Genomic DNA, 19,349 nt, shown 5'->3' with positions numbered 1-19,349 from the left:
ATAGTGAGGCTATTGTTGCTAGTATGTGAAATCTGTTTTTACTTGCCTTCTTTTACTGCTTTGTTTTGATAGCTGATAGTAAGGAGGTTTCTATGCCATCGAAATTGAATTTAAAACACGACATGGCTTTTAAGTCCGTCTTTGGTTCCGATACGAAAGAAAGCCAGATCGCACTTTGTTCCCTGCTCCGTTCCATTCTCAAACAGCCGGTTTCTTCTGTTAAAGTCATGAACAGTGAACTGACTTCCGAGATTGTCCATCAGAAACATCCCCGCATGGATCTTATTGTCTCTTTTGATGATGGTCGTCTGGCCAATATCGAAATGCAGGTGGTTTACGATCCAGAAGAATTCTTTTATCGCATGTTCTATTATGAGATTCGTTTAGCATCCAGACAAGTCCTAAAAGAAGGCGAACCCTATTCGAATTTTCATCTGGTTTATCAAAGCGTGATCACGGATTTTATCATTTCTCCGGAATATGAAGAGCTGGTGGAACAGTTTGAACAAAGAAACTGGAAAGGACAGGCTTTAAAATATGCCGGACAGTTAATGCAGCTGATCTTTGTTCAGCTTCCCAAAGTTCCTTTGATGGATGTAAAAGACATGAGCTTACTTGAAAAGTGGAGTTTCTTTCTGAAATACTTTGAAGACGAAGGAAAACAGTCTATAATCAAAGAAGTAATCAAGCAGGAAGAAGAAATCGCCATGGCAGACAAGATCATCAAGTATATGAGCCAGGAATGGATCGATCAGCTCAATGAAGAATTCGAACAGTTGAGTATCAATGACAGCATTCGAATGGAAAATGCACGAATCAAATGGGCCCGTGAAGAAGCCTTGCAAAAAGGACGTGAACTAGGCAGATTGGAAGAACAGAGAAATATGATTGAAACGTTATCCCAAACAATGTCTGTAGGACAGATTGCCAAAGCTATACAAAAATCAACGGAAGAAATTCACCATATCTTAAAAGATTGTCAATAATCTAAAAACAGGATAGACTTCAAACTATCCTGTTTTTTATGAAATTGTATAAAAAATGAGGTGACAAATCACCTCAAAGTGTTATTTCTTAATTGTTGTTTTAATAATGCGTAATAGCTGAATACAGATAAAAGAAGCAAAAGCACAGAGAACGATCAAACCGATATATTGTAAAGTCAGGTCTTGTGCAACGCTAAAGAGTCCGTGTAAACCTGGAACTAATAAAATCAACATTAATAAACCGGCTCCGACAACAAAGGCTAAACAGCTATAGACATTGATAGAAAGCTTATATAAAGGCAATGCGGAACGGCTGGAGAAACCATGGAATAAACGAGATAAACACAAAGTCGCAAATGCCATGGTACTAGCCAACGCCGGACTGACTTCATTTCCTAAATAGTAGGCAGTCATCACAAAGACAAAGATGATCAAACCTTCGGTACCAATTTGGATCAACGTTTTTGAATTCAGGATGGAATCATCACTCTTTCTAGGTTTTTGTTTCAAAATATCATCTGAGCCTTTTTCCATACCGATCGCAATGGCCGGTAAGGAGTCTGTAATCAAGTTAATAAACAACAAATGCACAGCCGTAAATGGTGTTGGCAAGAATAATACAGATGTATAAACAACCGCCAAAATGGCCGAGAAGTTTCCTGACAATAAATACGTAATGGCATTTTTAATATTGGTATAGACGTTTCGTCCGGTAATGACCGCTTTTACGATCGTAGAGAAGTTATCATCCATTAAGATCATACTGGCGGCATCCTTGGAAACCTCTGTTCCGGTAATTCCCATGGCAACACCAATATCACTTTGTTTCAGTGCCGGGGCATCATTGACACCATCTCCGGTCATGGCTACGATTTCATTTCGTTTCTGCCATGCCTTGACGATACGAATCTTGTGTTCCGGTGCCACACGAGCATATACAGAAACTTTTGGTAAGATCGCATCCAGTTCATCTTCACTCATCTTTTCTAATTGCGAACCTTCCAAGACCACATCACCCTCGTTAAATATACCAATCTCTGTGGCAATACTTTGGGCAGTAATCGCATGATCACCTGTGATCATGATAGGTTTGATACCGGCAATACGACATTTTTCAACCGCATCTTTGCTTTCTTGACGAGGCGGATCCATCTGGGCCACCATACCTACAAAGCACAAATCGCTTTCATCGGCAAAATCAAGCGGTTTTGGTTCCATATTTTTATAGGCAAAACCTAAGACACGCAACCCTTTTTTGGCATAATATTCATTCTTTGACAGGATGACTTCCTTATCTTCACTTGTAATTGGACGTTTTTGATCATGGATCAAGATTTGCGTACAACGCTTTAACAGCTCATCCACAGCACCTTTGGTATAAAGGTGTGATTTTGAGTTGATGGACATCATCTTACGAGTCGAATCAAATGGAATCTCATCCATACGTTCGGTTTCAACTATATAATCGCCATCTTTTTTACCATAATTGTCAAACAGCTCCAACAAAGCGATCTCCGTTGGATCCCCAATCTGTGCATCTTCTCGATAAATCGCATTGTTACATAATAGACATTCTTTCAATAAAACGTCATGACAATGATCATCGGCATCTAAAGTTTCCGGTGGAAAAGCTTCCTGATTGGCAAAGACATCCATGACCTTCATTTTATTCTGTGTCAATGTTCCCGTCTTATCGGAGCAGATAATAGAAACACATCCTAAGCTTTCCACAGCATTTAACTGCTTGATAATCGCATTTTCCTTGACCATCTTTTGGGTTGAAATAGAAAGCACGATCGTAACGATGGATCCTAAAGCCTCCGGAATAGCTGCAACAGCTAAGGCCACCGCAATCAACAAAGCATCCAATACGTTTTCATGCGCTAAAAAGACATTAATGGCTAAAATAATGGCACAGATCACACAAATGCTGATGGTGAGTTTAACAGAAAATTCATCTAAGCTTTTCTGCAATGGTGTCTTACGTTCCTGTGCATTTTCGATCATGCTGGCGATATGACCGATCTGTGTATCCATTCCAATGGAAGATACAACATATTTTCCGGTACCATTGGTAACCAATCCGCTGGAAAAAGCCATGTTGGTCTGATCGGCTAAAGGCTGTTCTCCACTTAAAGACTCAGTCGTTTTTTCCTGTGGTAAAGATTCACCGGTCAAAGCACTTTCATTGATCTGCAAATTCGCTGCCTCTAAAATACGTCCATCGCCTTCGATCACATCTCCGGCCTCTACACAGACAATATCACCAATGGTCAACTGATCACTGGATATTTCTTCCATTTGCCCGTTGCGTAATACTTTGACATGGGGTGTGGAAAGCTTTTGTAAGCTTTCCAGTGATTTTCTGGCCTTCAAGGTTTGAATCGTTCCCAGGATCGCATTGATCGTGATAACCACTAAAATAACAGCCGTGCTGACATATTCACCGGAAAAGGCAGATATCAAAGCCGCACAGATCAATACGATAACTAATAGATCTTTATATTGTTCTAAAAAGATCAAGACCGGACTTTTCGGCTTGCTCTGATTCATCTGGTTTAATCCGTATTGTTCCTGTCGTTTTTTTACTTCTTCATTGGAGAGACCTTCCATCGAAGTGGATAATTGTTCAAGAACTTCCTTTTGTGTCTGATTATAGATTGACATAACTTTCTCCTTTACAATAAAAATAGACAAGATCCATTAAAGACCTTGCGTCCTTAATGAGTCTTGTCTTTAAGATTGTCCAGAATTTACATTCGGGTATGTTGAACAATCAAGCAATGCTAGACTACTCCCTCATTGCAGATATTGTACATAATCTGTTTGTAAATTTCAAACATTTTTTATTCAATCACAAGATTACGAATGCCGTTTTCCTTTGCTACACTATAAAACGATTCCATGACTTCTTTGTTATAGAGGTTGGGATTCTCTTTGAAACAAAAGTCCATATCTAAATAGGCATACTTCGATTGAGCCAAAGGATTATAGTTTAAAATCTCATAGTGCACATCCGGATACACAGAAACCAAAAACTTGGAAATCGCGGCAATATTTTCTTTTGTAGCGGTCATAGTTGGAATCAACGGTGTACGAATGATCACATGTTCTTTTTTATCGGATTGTAGAAGCAATTGAATATTTTTCAGAATCAAAGCATTATCGACTCCGGTATATTTTTTATGCTCTTTTGCACCAAACAACTTACAATCCGCATAAATCTGATCCAGATATGGTAAAGCCTTTTCCAGCCATTGGGAATCGGTAAATAGACTGGTTTCGATGGCCGTATGAATCTTTTCTTCATGACAAGCCTTTAAAAGCGCCAGTAAGCCTTCCGGTTGTAGAAACGGTTCTCCGCCGGATATGGTTACCCCACCTTCCCGCTTAAAGAAAGCTTCATCTTTTTTGATTTCTGTCAGAAGCTGTTCGATCGTATATTCCTTTGAATCAAACTGCAGTGCACGTGTCGGACAGGCATCTACAATAGCATTCCAATCTTCTTTTTTTTCACGATGCAGACAAATTCTTCCGTCTTTGACTTCAATTCCCTGCCTCTTGCTGGCATTTAGACAACTCAAGCAGTGAATACACTTATTTTCCATATATAAAACCTGAGCAGTCGGTAAAAGTCCTTCCGGATTCTGGCACCATTTACAACGCAAGGGACAGCCTTTTAAAAATACTGTCGTTCGTATGCCAATGCCATCATGTGTGGAAAAGCGTTTAATATCAAAGACACGAAGCTTAGATGTTGTCATAGGATGTCCTTGCGATGATCTCATTTTGAAGATCCCCAGCCAGTTCGGTAAAGTAAGCTGTGTAACCGGCCACACGTACTGTCAGTGAACTATATTGTTCCGGATGCTTTTGCGCTGCCAGTAAATCTTCTCTTCGAACCACATTAAACTGAATGTGCGGAATTTCCAAATCGACAAAGGTACGAAGTAAATTACAGAATTTCTGAATACCGCTTTCCGTCGCAAAGAATTCCGGTAAAAATTTCATATTCAACAAACCACCATTAGTCGTACAATCATCTTGAAGTCGAGATACGGATTTTAAAACAGCAGTCGGCCCTTTTAAATCACGACCATAAACGGCAGATAAGCCACCATCGGCCAACGGTGTTTGCGATAATCGCCCATCTGCGCTGGCTCCCACATTTTGTCCCATCGGTACATGGGCGCTGACTGTGTACATACCGGAATGATACATACCACCACGATAATTCGTATAATTTCTAAGTGTATCTCTAAAGAACTGTGCCCATTTGGCCCCTAATTCATCGACCCATTCCACATCGTTACCATATTTTGGAACACGGTTCAACAACATCTGGCGCATAACTTCATCGTGTTCAAAATTTGTCTGCAAGGCTTGTTCCAAAGCCTGTGGTTCAATCCGTTTTTCATCATAAGCCATCTGTTTGATGGCAGCTAAAGAGTCCGCTAAGTTGGCAACCTGAATCATCTGGATACCAGACAAGTTATAATGCGCACCACCTTTTGTGACATCCAAGCCTTTTTCCATACAGTCATCGATCACACTGCTTAAAAAGCCGGTCGGTAAAATATCAATATGGGCTTTTTCCACCTCTTCGCAACAAGGAATCATCTTATCAATAAAGTACAACATCATCTTCTTAAAGGCTTCCTGCAGTGCATCAAAGTTCTGATAAGTACTTAAAGAACCCAGATCCGGTCCCAGCTGCTGTCCTGTCAGAAGACATTTTCCATGATTTAATGTAAGCTCTAACACTTTATTCATATTAAACATGGCTGCATCAGACCAGCCCAGATTATTTCCCTGTGTCGTTAATTCCACACAACCAACAATGGCATAATCCAAGGCATCTTTATGGGAAATTCCTAACTTTTCCAGTTCATGGACAATGGCTTTATCATTAAAGAACTGCGGCATACCACTGCCCTTAGATACGACCTTGACCGCATGACGAAGCAATTCTTCATTTGTATGCTCGTGCAGACGAACACTTAAATTTGGTTGTGGAAGGCCAAGCTCTTCCTGTGCCGTTAAGAATAGATGACTTAATTCATTGCTGAAATCCTGTCCGTTTTCATCCACACCACCAACGGCAATGTTAAAACCGATGGGAAAACCGGCAAAGTATTTTGCGGAATTCTTATTGCGTAAATACACGATCTGGTTAAATTTCAACCATAAGCATTCAATAATCTCCAATGCTTCTTGATCATTGATCAAAAGCTCTTCTTTATCTTTTTTATAGTATGGATATAAAGTTTTATCCAAACGTCCCGGTGAAAAACTGGAGGCATTGCTTTCCATGTGTAAGATCACAAACAAAAACCACATCGATTGTACGGCTTCATGGAACGTCCGGGCCGGATGCTTTGATAAGTTGGCACAGATTTCTGCCACTTGTTTCATGGTTGCGGCATGTTCCGGTGATGTATCAGCTTCCTGCAACAATAAATCATGATAGCGCATCATAAATTTCTGTACGCCTTCCATGATCAATACAATAGAACGATAAAAATCTTTTTGTTCTTCCGTACAGTTTTTTAAGTGTTGACTGGCTTCTTCTTTTAATCCTTGCGGTCCTTTTTGAAGCCATTCAGCCACATTTGGACAAATATGACCCTGCGCATGATCTTTTTGATTGATCTTTACAACTTTGCTGATGGCATCAATTTGATCTCCGGCACGTTTACGAAGAACATCTTCCAAACTCTTTCCCTTCCAGTATGGAAGAATCTCTTTTCGGAAAGTTTCAATATCCTCTGGACGAACCTGAAAACGATCCTGTGGACGAGAATCGATCGTTTCTAATTCTTGGTCAACCCAACTGATACCACTTTCCGGAAAAACAACGCCATATCGGACGCCTTTTGTACGATTTCCTACGATCAATTCTTCCGGTTCTACACCGATTTCCAATTCATTTAACGCATTATATAATGCATACGCTCTTTTCATCTGAGCAGATTCACCTTCATGCTCCTTATATGTTCTTGTGATGATCAACGCCTGTTCGATACTCACATATCGAGGTTGTGAAAGCATTTTGTCTTTTAAAATTTGAATTCGATTTTCCATAGTGTGTCCTCCTAGTCTAAAACTTCGATTCCGTATTTTTGACAAAGCTTGCGATGAGCTTTTCCTAACGCATGATCGGTGATCAACCCGGTAAATTCTTCCACACGGGCATATTTATAATTTCCAATCTGACTGAATTTTTCATGATCGACAAGCATGTAAGTCAGTTTTGATTGCTTCATGACCACATGTTTTGTCACTCCATCATTGGCCATATACGTATAAACGGCGTCTTCTTCCAAATCCAGTCCAACTACGCCCATAAATGCGATATCAAAATGAAAGTTTTCCAACATCTGATCAGCCAGACTGCCGACAAACCCATCTTTACCAAAGTCAAATTCACCACCAATGAAGATGACATTACTGTTGGAGTTGACCAAAATATTGATTACTTCCAATGAATTGGTCACTACAGTAATGGGAAGGTTCTTTTCGGCAATAATACGAGCCAGTTCAACGACCGTGGTACTGATATCTAAGAAGACAACACTGCCATCCTCAATTTTCTGTACAGCTTTCTGTGCTATCGTTTTTTTCTGTTCCGTATTTAGTTTCTTTCGTTGTGCTGCCGTTTTCCGTTGTACATTTTCTTTGACCGGAATAGCACCACCATAAATTTTCTTACATTTGCCTTCTTTTTCCAGAACGCTTAAATCTTTACGAATCAAATCTTCTGTGACCGAAAAACGCTCACTTAATTCTTTGACACGTACGCTTCCCTTACTGATCAGCTCTTCTACGATCAAGTCTTGTCTTTCTTCCACAAACATCTTTTATCACCACAACCACTATAACACATCAATAATAAATAATAAAGAAAAATAAACAACAATAATAAAAAATAAGAACCCGTTTCCAGGTTCTTAATCATGTACGCTGTCTTGTGTTGTTCTTATAATCGTTCCATCGTTTCCGTTAATCGTATAATCATATTCTGTCAATCCCTCTGTCACTTCGATCTCATAGAAGATACCATTTGGTTCTACATCACGATCGGCATCGGTAATCGTACCATCGGCATGATTAGATAGTGCGATCTCCTGTGCTTTCTGCATTCCGATATCGGTTGTATTATTTTGTGTATTGTTTTGTTCAGTAGACTGCGTTGATTGTTTTGGAAGTTCCTCTTTTTCAAATCCATTGATATCTCCAAAGCTTCCTACGGTAATCTCATAACGAGCATCCTCTGTAAGAATAGTAAACTCATACTCTGATAACAAGAACTCTTTTTCGCTTTTTTCTTCAATAATTTCCGCCTTTTCATCCGATACCCGATCTAATGCGATATCTCTTGCCTTTTCTAAATTGACCTGCAATCCAAAAAACAAAGAAACGCCAACGATCAAAACGACAACAACCAGAACAAGAATAAGGATAACTGATTTTTTCATAAAGCCCTCCCTGTTATATATATTCTATCAGAACTTATTCGATCGCTCTATGATTTTTGCTTCTAAAACCAAAACTGCAGAATCAACTGGAAGAAAAACATAAAAATCCATATCACAAGCAATGAAAAACCTTCTTTATTTTTCTTATATTTGTGATATTCAATACCTCTTATCACCACCAATAACAATAGAAATAAGATCAACAACGCATTAACAATGTAAAAGGGAATCCAATGTGTTTTAACATTCACACAGATAAAAACCATTAAAGTAATAGTCAATATCACTTCTATGGTTTCCAAGTTGAATTGAGGTTTTCTTTTCATAATAAACCCCGCGCTTTCAACTTCATTATAAACTATATTGTATTTTTTACACTCATATAAAAAAACAGGATATTATTGAATCCTGTTTCTACCTTATCTATGCAACGCAAAGCTTTACGTCTAAGTTTTTATTTTGTACCGAGGATTTCTGAAAACAACGAACGATCTGCATCAGCTGTTCAGAAACGGGCTTTTTCTGCACGATACGAATTTTTGTGCGGTCCTGGATCTTCACCAATGCATTATAAAGTGTTTCAAGACTCTCTTCGGGTTTATAATCCACCTGCAACAAGAGGAAAATTTCTTCAAGAGGACGATCCATCTCCTGAATACGATCTAATATAATGTTGATTCTTCTCAAATATATCACTCCTTTACTCTTTTATACTACATAGAATGAAAAATGTTGTCAAATTTTTGTTAAATATTTTCAAAAAATTTGTAAGCGATTACTTTAAAGAGGTTTCAAAATAAAAAATCATAGAGAATTAACTCCTCTATGATATATTAAATGCCACTTCTACGAATTACGGTCATGACTTTACCTTGTATTTCCGAACGATTTACCGGTCCTAATATTCGAGAATCTTTGCCGCCTTCACGCAAATCTGCCAATAAAAAATAGCATTGAGAAGGAACCTTTACCGGCAAAGAAATTCCACCTTCATATTCCCCTGTGGAATAGTAAATATCTGTTTCCATAACGGAATGACCGTTGATTTGTAAATAATGGTCCTCTGAAATATCAACTTCATCGCCTTCTCTTGCGACCACTCTTCCGACATAAGTTTTATCTTCCTTAGTATAGACAAGCACATCACCAATCTGATAAGTCTGATCAAGACGATAAAATAACATTAAGTCACCGGCAGCTATCTTTGGTTTTATATCTTCATTTGGCATTGGCATAAGACCAAATAAAACACCAAACATTAGATATAAAATCAACAACATTGCCATTAGACGCATTCCAAAGAACTTTACTTCCTCCCATGCCTTTGATTTCTCTTCTCTTACTTTTTTTGGATGTTTACCGTGCCTTCTTGAAGGAAAACGATTGGATACAGCCTTTACAACCGGATCATCAGCCATTTTCTTTTCTCCTGTAAGCAATCACCAGTATGACCAATAGAATGAAAGCTGCGATACATAAAAACCAGTAGCTTTGCATCTGCGTTGTGTATTGTGTCTTAGTTTTATCTATGTGTTGTTGCGATCCGGTTAACTGATACGAATTGGAAAAATGAATATTCTCTGTTTTTTCTACAGAACCATCCTTATAAGCTATAACAGAAGTCGCTAAAGTATGATTCGAATCATAGTATACATCAACAGTAAGGTAATAGATTGCAGGATCGTATATAACCTGCTCTTGATGCTCATTAATCTGTGAAATACGATAAAAATAAGTTCCTGTCGTATCAAAGATCAAATTCTTGAAGAAACATACCCTTCATTTTCTACTGCTGTTTCAACAACATCCTCGGCTATGGCTTCCTTTTTTTCATTTAATGTTTCCAGTTTGAAACGATATACTTCTCTGGGAGGACTTTGCTTTGCATCCGCCAAGACGGAAAGGTGTGCCTGCAATCGAACTGTTAAACTATTCTCTTGCGCAAAAACAGGCTTCATAAATCCCATGGATAAGCAGATGGCAAAAACAATCAAAACAAGAAGACGTCTATTCTTTTTTAATTTATTTATCATTATGGCGCCTCCTTTTCTATCTCATTTAAAACACCAAACACAACGATACGACCATTTGTCGTAGCACTCATACAAGTTGATAAAGCAATGATTTTATCCGTAGATTTTACGTTCGATTCCAAATAGGCCTTGGCATTCTCGTGGACAAAATTTTGAAAGGAATTCCTATGTTGTTGTATGGAAGCGATATGGTAGACATTAGATTCATATGCATCACACTCTAATGCCGCATACAATCGAATCGCAATCATCTTATCCGGAAGATACAATATTCCTTTCTGATGTTCTTTCAAGTACGATTGATCAAGCATTTTTGACAAATCCCCATACATAGCCCCATTTTCCATATGATGACCAAACGTCAGATTGTAACTATCTGAAAAATCTTCCTGGTTTTGCGATGAAAGGAAAATGGATCCACTCAGCGCAAATTCTCCTAATGGATCTTTGTTCAAATACTCCATGTCATCCTTTCCCTGTAAAACAGGATAATCAATGTGTGTGTCATCCACAGTGATCCAGGCCTTGACATCTGGGTTTTGTTTTCTTAACTCGTCAAAGCCGGGGCTGTGAATGCCGTCCGGCTTATAACGAAGTAGACTGTCCGATACAAACGCATTATTATTGATTCGATAAATATCCCACAAAGAGTAAGCTCCATATGAGAAAAGCAGCAAGATTAATAAAACGGCAATTAGAGATAAAAGCTTATTACCCAGCCTTGCGATACTTTCTGCAATCTTCATAGAATACAGCCACCTTAGAAAGGATCTTTATTCGACCAACTATGCATCATTTCTACGTCTTTTCTCCTGTACTTCGGTGCAAATACCACATGATACTTACCATTCCATTTCGTATGTGATAAACTGTGTAAGTCATCAGTATACTGTGACATAAAAGACCTCCTTACATCTTTCGTTGTAGTTTGCAGACCACATACGAATTATAATGCAAGGAGGCTCTTTTTTTCATGATCTCTTTGCTTAAGCTTAGGCGGACCCTAGACTATCTAGAGGTTTTACTAGCCAAAAACAGAACATTCAAAACTTGAATGTTCTGCTTGCTCATTTTTAGTCATTTTCCCGGTCTATCATTCCGTACTTGTTTTAACGAAATGATATTGTTTTTTAGCCAATTCCTCTGATTAGATAAACGTGATCGTTGTTTTGTTGAACATCTTCAAAAACTTTTTGAAGTGATAAAAGTTCATCTGGTATAGTATTTATCTGCCTTAATTCAATCACGATATCTTCTGAAATATTCATCAATTCCTCTTGTAAAGATGTTATATCCTGCACCTTTGCTTGCTCTAATCGTAGTTTAGCAACAATATCACTGTATGCTTCTTCCAGATTTCTATAGTCATCTAAAGTAATTCGAACTTTATTCAATTTCTTCATCTCCTTCAAACTGTGCATTATATAAATTGTAATAGAAACCTTGTTTTTTCATAAGTTGTTCATGATTTCCGACTTCTACGATATCTCCATGATCCATGACGAGTATCGCATCGGCGTTTTTGATTGTAGATAATCGATGGGCAATGACAAAGCTGGTTCTGCCTTTCATCAATTCATCCATTCCTTTTTGAATCAAGATCTCTGTTCGTGTATCTACACTGGAAGTTGCTTCATCTAAAATCAAAATAGAAGGATCAGCTAAGAAAGCACGGGCAATGGTTAACAACTGTTTTTGTCCCTGTGAGATATTACTTGTATCATTGCCTAACATGGTTTGATATCCATGATCTAAGGTATGAATAAAATGATCGACATGAGCAAGTTTACAGGCTTCGATAACTTGCTGATCCGTAGCGCTTTGTTTTCCAAAGCGTAAGTTTTCCATAATCGTTCCTTCAAACAACCAGGCATCCTGTAAGACCATACCCACTTTGCTTCGAAGATCACTTCGTTTCATATCTTTGATATTTACGCCGTCTATATAGATGGCACCACTATTCAACTCATAAAAGCGCATCAGTAATTTGACGATCGTTGTTTTTCCGGCACCGGTCGGTCCTACGATGGCTACGGTCTGTCCGGGCTTAACATACATAGAAAAGTTATGAATGATCGTCTTATCTGGTTCATAGCCAAAAACAACATTTTCAAAAGATACCTGTCCTATTGTTTCCTGGTTGGAAACTGGCGCTGTAGAATCCGGAAGTTGTTCAGGCTGATCCAGGAATTCAAAGACACGCTCGGCCGCCGCTGCGGTTGACTGCAACGTATTCATCGATTGTGAAATTTGGTTGATCGGCTGGGTAAAGTTACGTGTATAGGTAATAAAAGATTGTATATCCCCTAATGCGATCTCTTGTCGCATCGCCAAGTATCCACCTAAAATACATACACCGACATAACCTAAATTTCCGATAAACTGGGTTAACGGCATCATCAATCCGGATAAAAACTGGGATTTCCATGCGCTTTGATAAAGATCTTTGTTGTAGGTTTCAAAGGTTTGCATGCTTTGTTTTTCACCGTTAAAGGCCTTCACAATGATATGTGCCGAATACATTTCTTCAATATGACCATTGACGATTCCCAAGGATTTTTGTTGCTGCTTAAAATACGATTGAGAACGTTTCACAACAAACATCACAACGATAATGCTTAATGGTACAATCACAAGAGCCAATAAGGTCATCTTCCAGGATATGGATACCATCATGACCAAAAATCCGATCACACGAACCAGATTGCTTAAAAGTGAAGATAAGGTCTGGTTTAAGGACTGTACCAATGTATCAACATCGTTGGTAAAGCGCGAAAGAATATCGCCATGGGCATGTTTATCAAAATAAGAAAGCGGAAGACGATCGATCTTCTGATTCATTTCTTTTCGTAAAGAATACCCGATCTTATTAGATACACCGGACATCAAAAAGCCTTGTACATATTCAAAAGCTGAACTTAATGCGTAAATGGCACAAAGTATAGATACGATCTCAAAGATCTTATCAAAGTCTATACCACCGGTTCCCTGTACCTTTGCCATAAAGCCATTGGCAATCTCGGTAATGATATTCCCCATGATTTTAGGGCCGACAACACTGATTACAACGGAAACCACAGCCGTAATCAAACCAAGAATAAAACTAAATTTATAAGGAGCTAAAATGCGCACGATCTTTTTTAAAGAGCCTTTAAAATCTTTAGGCTTTTGTACGCTTTGTCCTCTTCCATGCATTGGGCTAGACATTTTCAAGCTCCTTTCCATTCATTTGTGAAAGAACAATTTCCTGATAGACTGAACAAGATTCCATCAATTCTGAATGCGTACCTTTTCCTACCATTTTTCCTTCTTCCAAGACAATGATCTGATTGGCATGAAGGATGGTGGAAACACGCTGTGCGACAAGAAGTACCGTGCTTTTCGTTTCCTGAATCGATGTATGCAGCTGCTGACGCAGCCTGGCATCGGTCTTATAATCCAGAGCACTAAAGGAATCATCAAAAATATAAATTTCCGGTTTGCGAATCAAGGCTCTGGCAATCGAAAGTCTTTGTTTCTGACCGCCGGATACATTGGTTCCCTGCTGGGCGATCGGTTCTTTAATCCCCTTTGGCTTGGCATCGACAAATTCTTTAGCCTGAGCAATAGCTAAGGCTTCATCCATTTCTGTTGCATCGGCATCCGGTTTGGCATACTTCAAGTTAGATTCGATCGTTCCTGCTAATAATACACCTTTTTGTGGAACATAACCGATTCGATCACGCAGGCTTGAGGCATCTACATTGCGAATATCTACACCATCCACACGAATCGTACCTTCGCTGACATCATAAAATCTAGGCACCAGATTCACTAACGTACTTTTCCCGGAACCTGTGCTCCCGATAAAGGCCGTTACTTCTCCGGGGCTGGCGGTAAAGCTGATATCGGTTAATACATCTTCATCGGCACCGGGATAGCGAAATGAAACATGATCAAATTCGACTTCTCCGCGTTTTGTTTTATCAAAATCCATCGGATGTTCGGGTTCAAATACGGTATTTTCTGTTTGTAGAATTTCATAGACGCGCAACGCACTGACGTTGGCTCTTGGGATCATGATGGCAATCATCGTGATCATCAAAAAAGCCATGATGACCTGCATTGCATACTGCATGAAGGCCATAATGCTGCCGACCTGAATCATACCACTGTCCACTTGACCGGCACCCACCCATAAGATCAATAGTGTTGTTCCGTTCATCAAGAACATCATCAAAGGCATCAACAAGGCCATGGCACGTGTCGTAAACAAACTGACCTTGGTAATATCCAAATTGGCTTTATCAAACTTTTTCTGTTCTACCGATTCATTGTTGAAGGCACGAATAACAAGAATACCATCTAACAGCTCTTGAACCACACTATTGAGCTTATCGGTATATTTCTGCATCTTTTTAAATTTCGGCATCACGACGGCAAACATAGCTCCGACAATGCTTAAAATCACAACCACGCAAAGCGCAATAATCCATGTCATACCGGCTTCACTTTGCAGAACATGAAGCAAGGCCCCAATTCCAATGATTGGCGCATAGATCACGATACGAAGGATCATGATGATTGCCATTTGAATCTGTTGGATATCATTGGTCGTTCGAGTAATCAAGGTGCCGGTATTAAATATCCCAAAGTTTTCATTGGAGAAATAGGTCACCTTTTTAAACACATCATTTCGCAAGTGAAATGATATACCGGCGGCCACCCGACTGGCAAAATAGCCCACTAAGATTGCACAAATACCACTGGCCAGTGCATAGGCCAACATGACAAGTCCACTTTGAAGGATATAGCTTTGTTGCAGTTGTGTCATATCCATACCTAAATTTTTGTATTCCGTAGATACAAATTGGGCACTCATCGTAGTGATTGTCGATTCGCCTAGGCTTTTGATTTGCTCATCAGCTTGTTCCTTAAACGTCTCTAACTCATTTTCCATCAAAAAAGATGCCAGCTGTTCTTGCGATAGTCCTTCCTTTTGCATAGCCTGCATCACCATCGTAAATGTCATCTGCAGCTGTGTTAAATCCTGGTTTAGTTGATCTAAAGACTCTTTTGACAGATCAGTATCTAAAAAATAAACCGGTTCTTTTTCTAAGGCCGGAACTTCATCAATCTGTTTTGAAGTGGCATTTGTCGGTTCAACTAAAGTATAGGCATCTAAGATTTCTTCCTTAACATCCGCATCGGCCAAAAATAAATAGCCCTGCATCGTTTTCTTGGAAACTCTTTGATACACACCGGAAGTGATTCCCTGATTTTGAATTCCCACATTTACAATATTTTGCATCGTATCCGGTAAATTCAATTCACAATACGCCTGTCCAAACAACAAGACGACAATACAGAAAACGCTTCCGATAAATGGCTTAAAATATCTGAATAGCTTGCTCATTCGATTCCTTTCTTTCCATTACATCACACACGAATCTTCCTGCATTTTTTCTTGTACAAAACCAATCATCTTCTCTAGAATACGGTGAAAATTTTCACAGTCTTCCGGACCCAACATGTCCAGAAATTCATTCAATCGAGCCTGATGACAACTCCATTTCTCTAACATTTTCTCTTTGATATCATCCGTGATCTGAATATAAACCGTTCGCCGATCCACGGTAGAGCGAACACGTTTTACCCATCCGTTTTTTTCATAACCTGTAATGATCTGACTGGCAGCAGCCGGTGTCACTTTTAAGTTTTGTGCTAATTGTGACATGGTCACCTGATGATGTTCGTTATCCGTATAAATATAGATCAAAATACTGAGATCTCTTGCCCGAAATCCCTTAATAGGCCCTCTGGACTTTCTTGTTAACTCCATCAAAGACAACATAGAAGAATTGATCAAATCGATCGTTTCTTGTTTTGACATACTAATCTCCTTTCATTAAGACTCTTAATCTTTTAGTATCTAAATATTATCATCTCATGAACTAATGTCAATATAAAACTTATCTTTTGTGTAAGTTATTTTAATTTGCTTAAATTATTTATATTTTATCAAAAGGAATCATCCATACAGTTTAGCCATAATAAAAAGCTCCACAATGGGAGCTTTTATTTGTAAATCTTAACCGATTTTCTTTAAGATCTCTTCTAAGTTAGCCTGTGTCATATGCAGTTGATCTTCATACGAAGCCAGTTTTGCCTTTTCCTGATCGACTTTAGCCTGTGGTGCCTTGGATACAAAGTTTGGATTGTTCAACATACCGCTGGCACGTTTGATTTCTTTTTGAAGTCTTTCAATTTCCTTTTCCAGCTTTTCTTTTTCTTCGTTGTAGTCAACCAAATCTCCCATACGAACACGAAGTACCGCTTTTTCCAGAGTACGGCTCAAAATATCTTCATCTTCGATCGTTTCAAAGTTAACATGACACATACGGTCGATAATGCGTTTATAATCGTCCGAAAGATCGATCACACTTCCCTGTTCATCCACAATGGATATCGCAAGCGGATTGCTTGGTTTCATATTGTATTCCTGTTTGATCTCACGAACTTTTACAATGATCGATAAAGCCAGATCGACAAATTCTTTTTCGTTTTCTTTGGCATCGAGTTCAACTTTTTCCGGCCATGTTTCCACATTGATGCTTTCTTTATCATGTGGCAACGACTGATAAATCTCTTCCGTTACAAACGGCATAAAAGGATGTAATAGCTTACAGATGTTTGCCAATACAGTAAGCAGTACAGCTTTTGTAGAAGCAACGATATTCTGATTTTCACTATATAAATTGGCTTTACTTAATTCAATATACCAGCTGCAGAAATCATCCCATACAAAACTATACAATTCATTGCCTACCATGGCAAATTCATAGCGGTCCATATTCATCGTCACGTGATCGATGACCGTATTCATTCTTGACAAGATCCATTTATCGACAGCACTTAAATTTTCCGATTTTAATACCGGCTTTTCATCCTGGAGTTGCATCTGTACAAAACGAGCTGCATTCCAGATCTTGTTGATGAAATTCCAGGCGGCATCCATCTTCTTATCATCAAAGCGAAGATCCAAGCCCGGTGTAGAGTTTGTCGTTAAGAAGAAGCGTAAGGCATCCGCTCCTTTATCTTGAATGACATCCATCGGATCAATACCGTTACCCAGGGATTTAGACATCTTGCGTCCTTTGGAATCACGAACTAAACCGTGAATCAATACATCCTTAAACGGACGATTTTTCATACAATATCGTGTTTGGAAAGCCATACGGGCAACCCAGAAGAAAATAATATCATATCCTGTAACAAGACAATCATTTGGGAAATAACGTTTTAGATCGTCTGTTGTTTCCGGCCATCCCAAAGTTGAAAAAGGCCATAAAGCACTGGAGAACCAAGTATCTAATACATCTTCATCCTGCTGCCAGTTTTCAGGATCTTTTGGATCTTCCATGCCTACATAGATTTCACCTGTTGCCTTATTCGTCCAGGCCGGAATTCGATGACCCCACCATAACTGACGGGAAATACACCAGTCTTCGATATTCTCCAGCCATTGTTCAAACGTCTTTTCAAAGCGGGAAGGAACAAAGTTGATCTTTTGATCTTCAATCTTTTGATTTTTTAAAACTTCATCGGCCAATGGTTTCATCTTTACAAACCATTGCTTGCTTAAATATGGTTCTACGATTACACCGGTACGTTGCGAATGTCCTACCTGATGCATATGTTCTTCAATATGATCGACAACATCGGCTTTTTCAAAATCTTCGACCAACGCCTTACGACATTCAAAGCGATCCATACCGGCATATTTATGTGCCATTTCATTCATCGTGCCATCCGGATTCATACAGATCGGCATCAGCAAATTGTATTTTTTAGCCAACATGAAGTCATTTGGATCGTGGGCCGGGGTACACTTCATAACAGCTGTACCAAAGTCCATATCGATATAGTCATCCGCCATGATCGGCAATTCTTCCTCATTGGCCGGATTAATCGCATGCAGGCCAATGATATCCTTATAACGTTCATCATCCGGGTGTACAAAGATAGCCTGGTCGGCAAACATTGTCTCCGGACGTGTTGTAGCAATCACCAGTTCTTTTCCGGTTTCCACCACTTTATATTTAAAGTAGTACATGTGACCTTTGATCTCTTTATGCTCAACCTCAATATTGGATAAAGCGGTCTTGGCTTCCGGATCCCAGTTGATGATTCTTTCGCCCTGATAGATCAGGCCATCATTATACAGATCGACAAAGACTTTTCGTACCGCATGGCTCAATCCTTCATCTAATGTAAAGCGTTCTCTTGTATAATCTAAAGACAAGCCTAATTTAGCCCATTGTTTACGAATCGTTGCAGCATATTCTTCTTTCCATTCCCAGGCGCGATCCAAAAATTTCTCACGGCCAATATCATAACGAGAAATACCCTCGTCTTTTAAACGAGCATCTACCTTGGCCTGTGTCGCAATACCGGCATGATCCATACCAGCTACCCACAACACATCATAGCCCTGTAAACGTTTATACCGACAAATAATATCCTGCAATGTCGTATCCCAGGCATGACCCAAATGTAGCTTACCGGTTACATTGGGTGGCGGGATCACAATACAATACGGTCTTTTTGAAAGATCCCCGGCTGTAAAATAACCTTGGTCGATCCAATTTTGATATTTACCGGATTCTACTTGTAAATGATCATACTTGGGTGCCATTTCTTTTTCCATAGTCATCCTCCTTCATAAAAAAAGCACATCCGATTAGGACGTGCTTGACGTGGTACCACCTAAATTCGTATGTAAAACATACCTCATTACACATAACGCTGTGTCTGCGATGTCTTCTACTCAACTCAAAGACCTGCTCCTAGACTACCTTCATCTTCCCTTT

General features: G+C 39.1%; 16 protein-coding genes, 1 pseudogene and 1 other annotated feature (1 of these 18 cut by a window edge). Of the genes and pseudogenes, 1 reads left to right on the top strand and 16 read right to left on the bottom strand.

Features of this window, described 5'->3' with window-relative positions; genetic code table 11:
* Positions 1-92 precede the first annotated feature (92 nt).
* Positions 93-986 carry an Rpn family recombination-promoting nuclease/putative transposase gene (locus tag ACTQX6_RS03770; RefSeq protein ID WP_441657337.1) on the top strand — a complete coding sequence of 298 codons (894 nt, stop codon included), beginning with the start codon at positions 93-95 and terminating at the stop codon, positions 984-986.
* A gap of 81 nt (positions 987-1,067) precedes the next feature.
* Here ACTQX6_RS03770 and ACTQX6_RS03765 read toward each other — a convergent pair whose 3' ends face one another.
* The 16 genes and pseudogenes from ACTQX6_RS03765 to ACTQX6_RS03690 all read right to left on the bottom strand — a co-directional run bounded on the left by ACTQX6_RS03765 (position 1,068) and on the right by ACTQX6_RS03690 (position 19,186).
* Entirely contained in the window at positions 1,068-3,653 is a 2,586-nt protein-coding gene (locus ACTQX6_RS03765; RefSeq protein WP_195223136.1) for a cation-translocating P-type ATPase, read from the bottom strand.
* 179 nt (positions 3,654-3,832) lie between these two features.
* Entirely contained in the window at positions 3,833-4,774 is a 942-nt protein-coding gene (locus ACTQX6_RS03760) for a glycyl-radical enzyme activating protein (RefSeq protein WP_117446234.1), read from the bottom strand.
* Positions 4,737-7,070, bottom strand: coding sequence for a glycyl radical protein (locus ACTQX6_RS03755; RefSeq protein ID WP_294687641.1), 2,334 nt, complete (start codon positions 7,068-7,070; stop codon positions 4,737-4,739). Before ACTQX6_RS03755 ends, ACTQX6_RS03760 begins: the two co-directional genes overlap by 38 nt.
* An 11-nt stretch (positions 7,071-7,081) precedes the next feature.
* Entirely contained in the window at positions 7,082-7,843 is a 762-nt protein-coding gene (locus tag ACTQX6_RS03750) for a DeoR/GlpR family DNA-binding transcription regulator (protein ID WP_117446236.1), read from the bottom strand.
* Between the two features lie 93 nt (positions 7,844-7,936).
* Positions 7,937-8,464 carry a PepSY domain-containing protein gene (locus tag ACTQX6_RS03745; RefSeq protein WP_117446237.1) on the bottom strand — a complete coding sequence of 176 codons (528 nt, stop codon included), beginning with the start codon at positions 8,462-8,464 and terminating at the stop codon, positions 7,937-7,939.
* A gap of 423 nt (positions 8,465-8,887) precedes the next feature.
* Positions 8,888-9,151 carry a hypothetical protein gene (locus tag ACTQX6_RS03740; protein WP_117446239.1) on the bottom strand — a complete coding sequence of 88 codons (264 nt, stop codon included), beginning with the start codon at positions 9,149-9,151 and terminating at the stop codon, positions 8,888-8,890.
* 146 nt (positions 9,152-9,297) lie between these two features.
* On the bottom strand, positions 9,298-9,882 hold the full coding sequence (gene lepB / locus ACTQX6_RS03735) for a signal peptidase I (protein ID WP_117446240.1): 585 nt from the start codon (positions 9,880-9,882) through the stop codon (positions 9,298-9,300).
* On the bottom strand, positions 9,875-10,222 hold the full coding sequence (locus ACTQX6_RS03730; RefSeq protein WP_117446241.1) for a Spy0128 family protein: 348 nt from the start codon (positions 10,220-10,222) through the stop codon (positions 9,875-9,877). Before ACTQX6_RS03730 ends, lepB begins: the two co-directional genes overlap by 8 nt.
* Positions 10,219-10,497, bottom strand: coding sequence for a hypothetical protein (locus tag ACTQX6_RS03725; RefSeq protein ID WP_294686664.1), 279 nt, complete (start codon positions 10,495-10,497; stop codon positions 10,219-10,221). The genes ACTQX6_RS03730 and ACTQX6_RS03725 overlap by 4 nt, the downstream gene beginning before the upstream one ends.
* Positions 10,497-11,243, bottom strand: a complete 747-nt coding sequence (gene srtB / locus ACTQX6_RS03720) for a class B sortase (protein WP_294686666.1) — start codon at positions 11,241-11,243, stop codon at positions 10,497-10,499. The genes ACTQX6_RS03725 and srtB overlap by 1 nt, the downstream gene beginning before the upstream one ends.
* A gap of 59 nt (positions 11,244-11,302) precedes the next feature.
* A pseudogene (locus ACTQX6_RS03715) lies at positions 11,303-11,395 on the bottom strand (IS200/IS605 family transposase); the annotation flags it as partial.
* Positions 11,396-11,627: 232 nt separating this feature from the next.
* The gene (locus ACTQX6_RS03710; RefSeq protein WP_117446245.1) at positions 11,628-11,891 is read right to left on the bottom strand and encodes a hypothetical protein; all 264 of its coding nucleotides are present in this window, start codon (positions 11,889-11,891) and stop codon (positions 11,628-11,630) included.
* Complete coding sequence (locus ACTQX6_RS03705) at positions 11,884-13,704, bottom strand: ABC transporter ATP-binding protein (RefSeq protein WP_229035752.1); 1,821 nt, start codon at positions 13,702-13,704, stop codon at positions 11,884-11,886. The genes ACTQX6_RS03710 and ACTQX6_RS03705 overlap by 8 nt, the downstream gene beginning before the upstream one ends.
* On the bottom strand, positions 13,697-15,892 hold the full coding sequence (locus ACTQX6_RS03700; protein ID WP_168964452.1) for an ABC transporter ATP-binding protein: 2,196 nt from the start codon (positions 15,890-15,892) through the stop codon (positions 13,697-13,699). Before ACTQX6_RS03700 ends, ACTQX6_RS03705 begins: the two co-directional genes overlap by 8 nt.
* Before the next feature lie 18 nt (positions 15,893-15,910).
* The gene (locus ACTQX6_RS03695; protein WP_294686676.1) at positions 15,911-16,369 is read right to left on the bottom strand and encodes a MarR family winged helix-turn-helix transcriptional regulator; all 459 of its coding nucleotides are present in this window, start codon (positions 16,367-16,369) and stop codon (positions 15,911-15,913) included.
* Positions 16,370-16,567: 198 nt separating this feature from the next.
* Positions 16,568-19,186, bottom strand: a complete 2,619-nt coding sequence (locus ACTQX6_RS03690; RefSeq protein WP_229035753.1) for a valine--tRNA ligase — start codon at positions 19,184-19,186, stop codon at positions 16,568-16,570.
* A gap of 31 nt (positions 19,187-19,217) precedes the next feature.
* Positions 19,218-19,349, bottom strand: a binding site (T-box leader); it runs 72 nt beyond the window's last position.

Origin of the sequence: Faecalicoccus sp. LCP19S3_E2, from assembly GCF_052121255.1 — a bacterium.
In the GTDB taxonomy this organism is placed as follows: Bacteria; Bacillota_I; Bacilli_A; order Erysipelotrichales; family Erysipelotrichaceae; genus Faecalicoccus.
The sequence above is the reverse complement of the archived record's forward strand: the minus strand, read 5'-3'. Positions and strand labels throughout refer to the sequence as shown.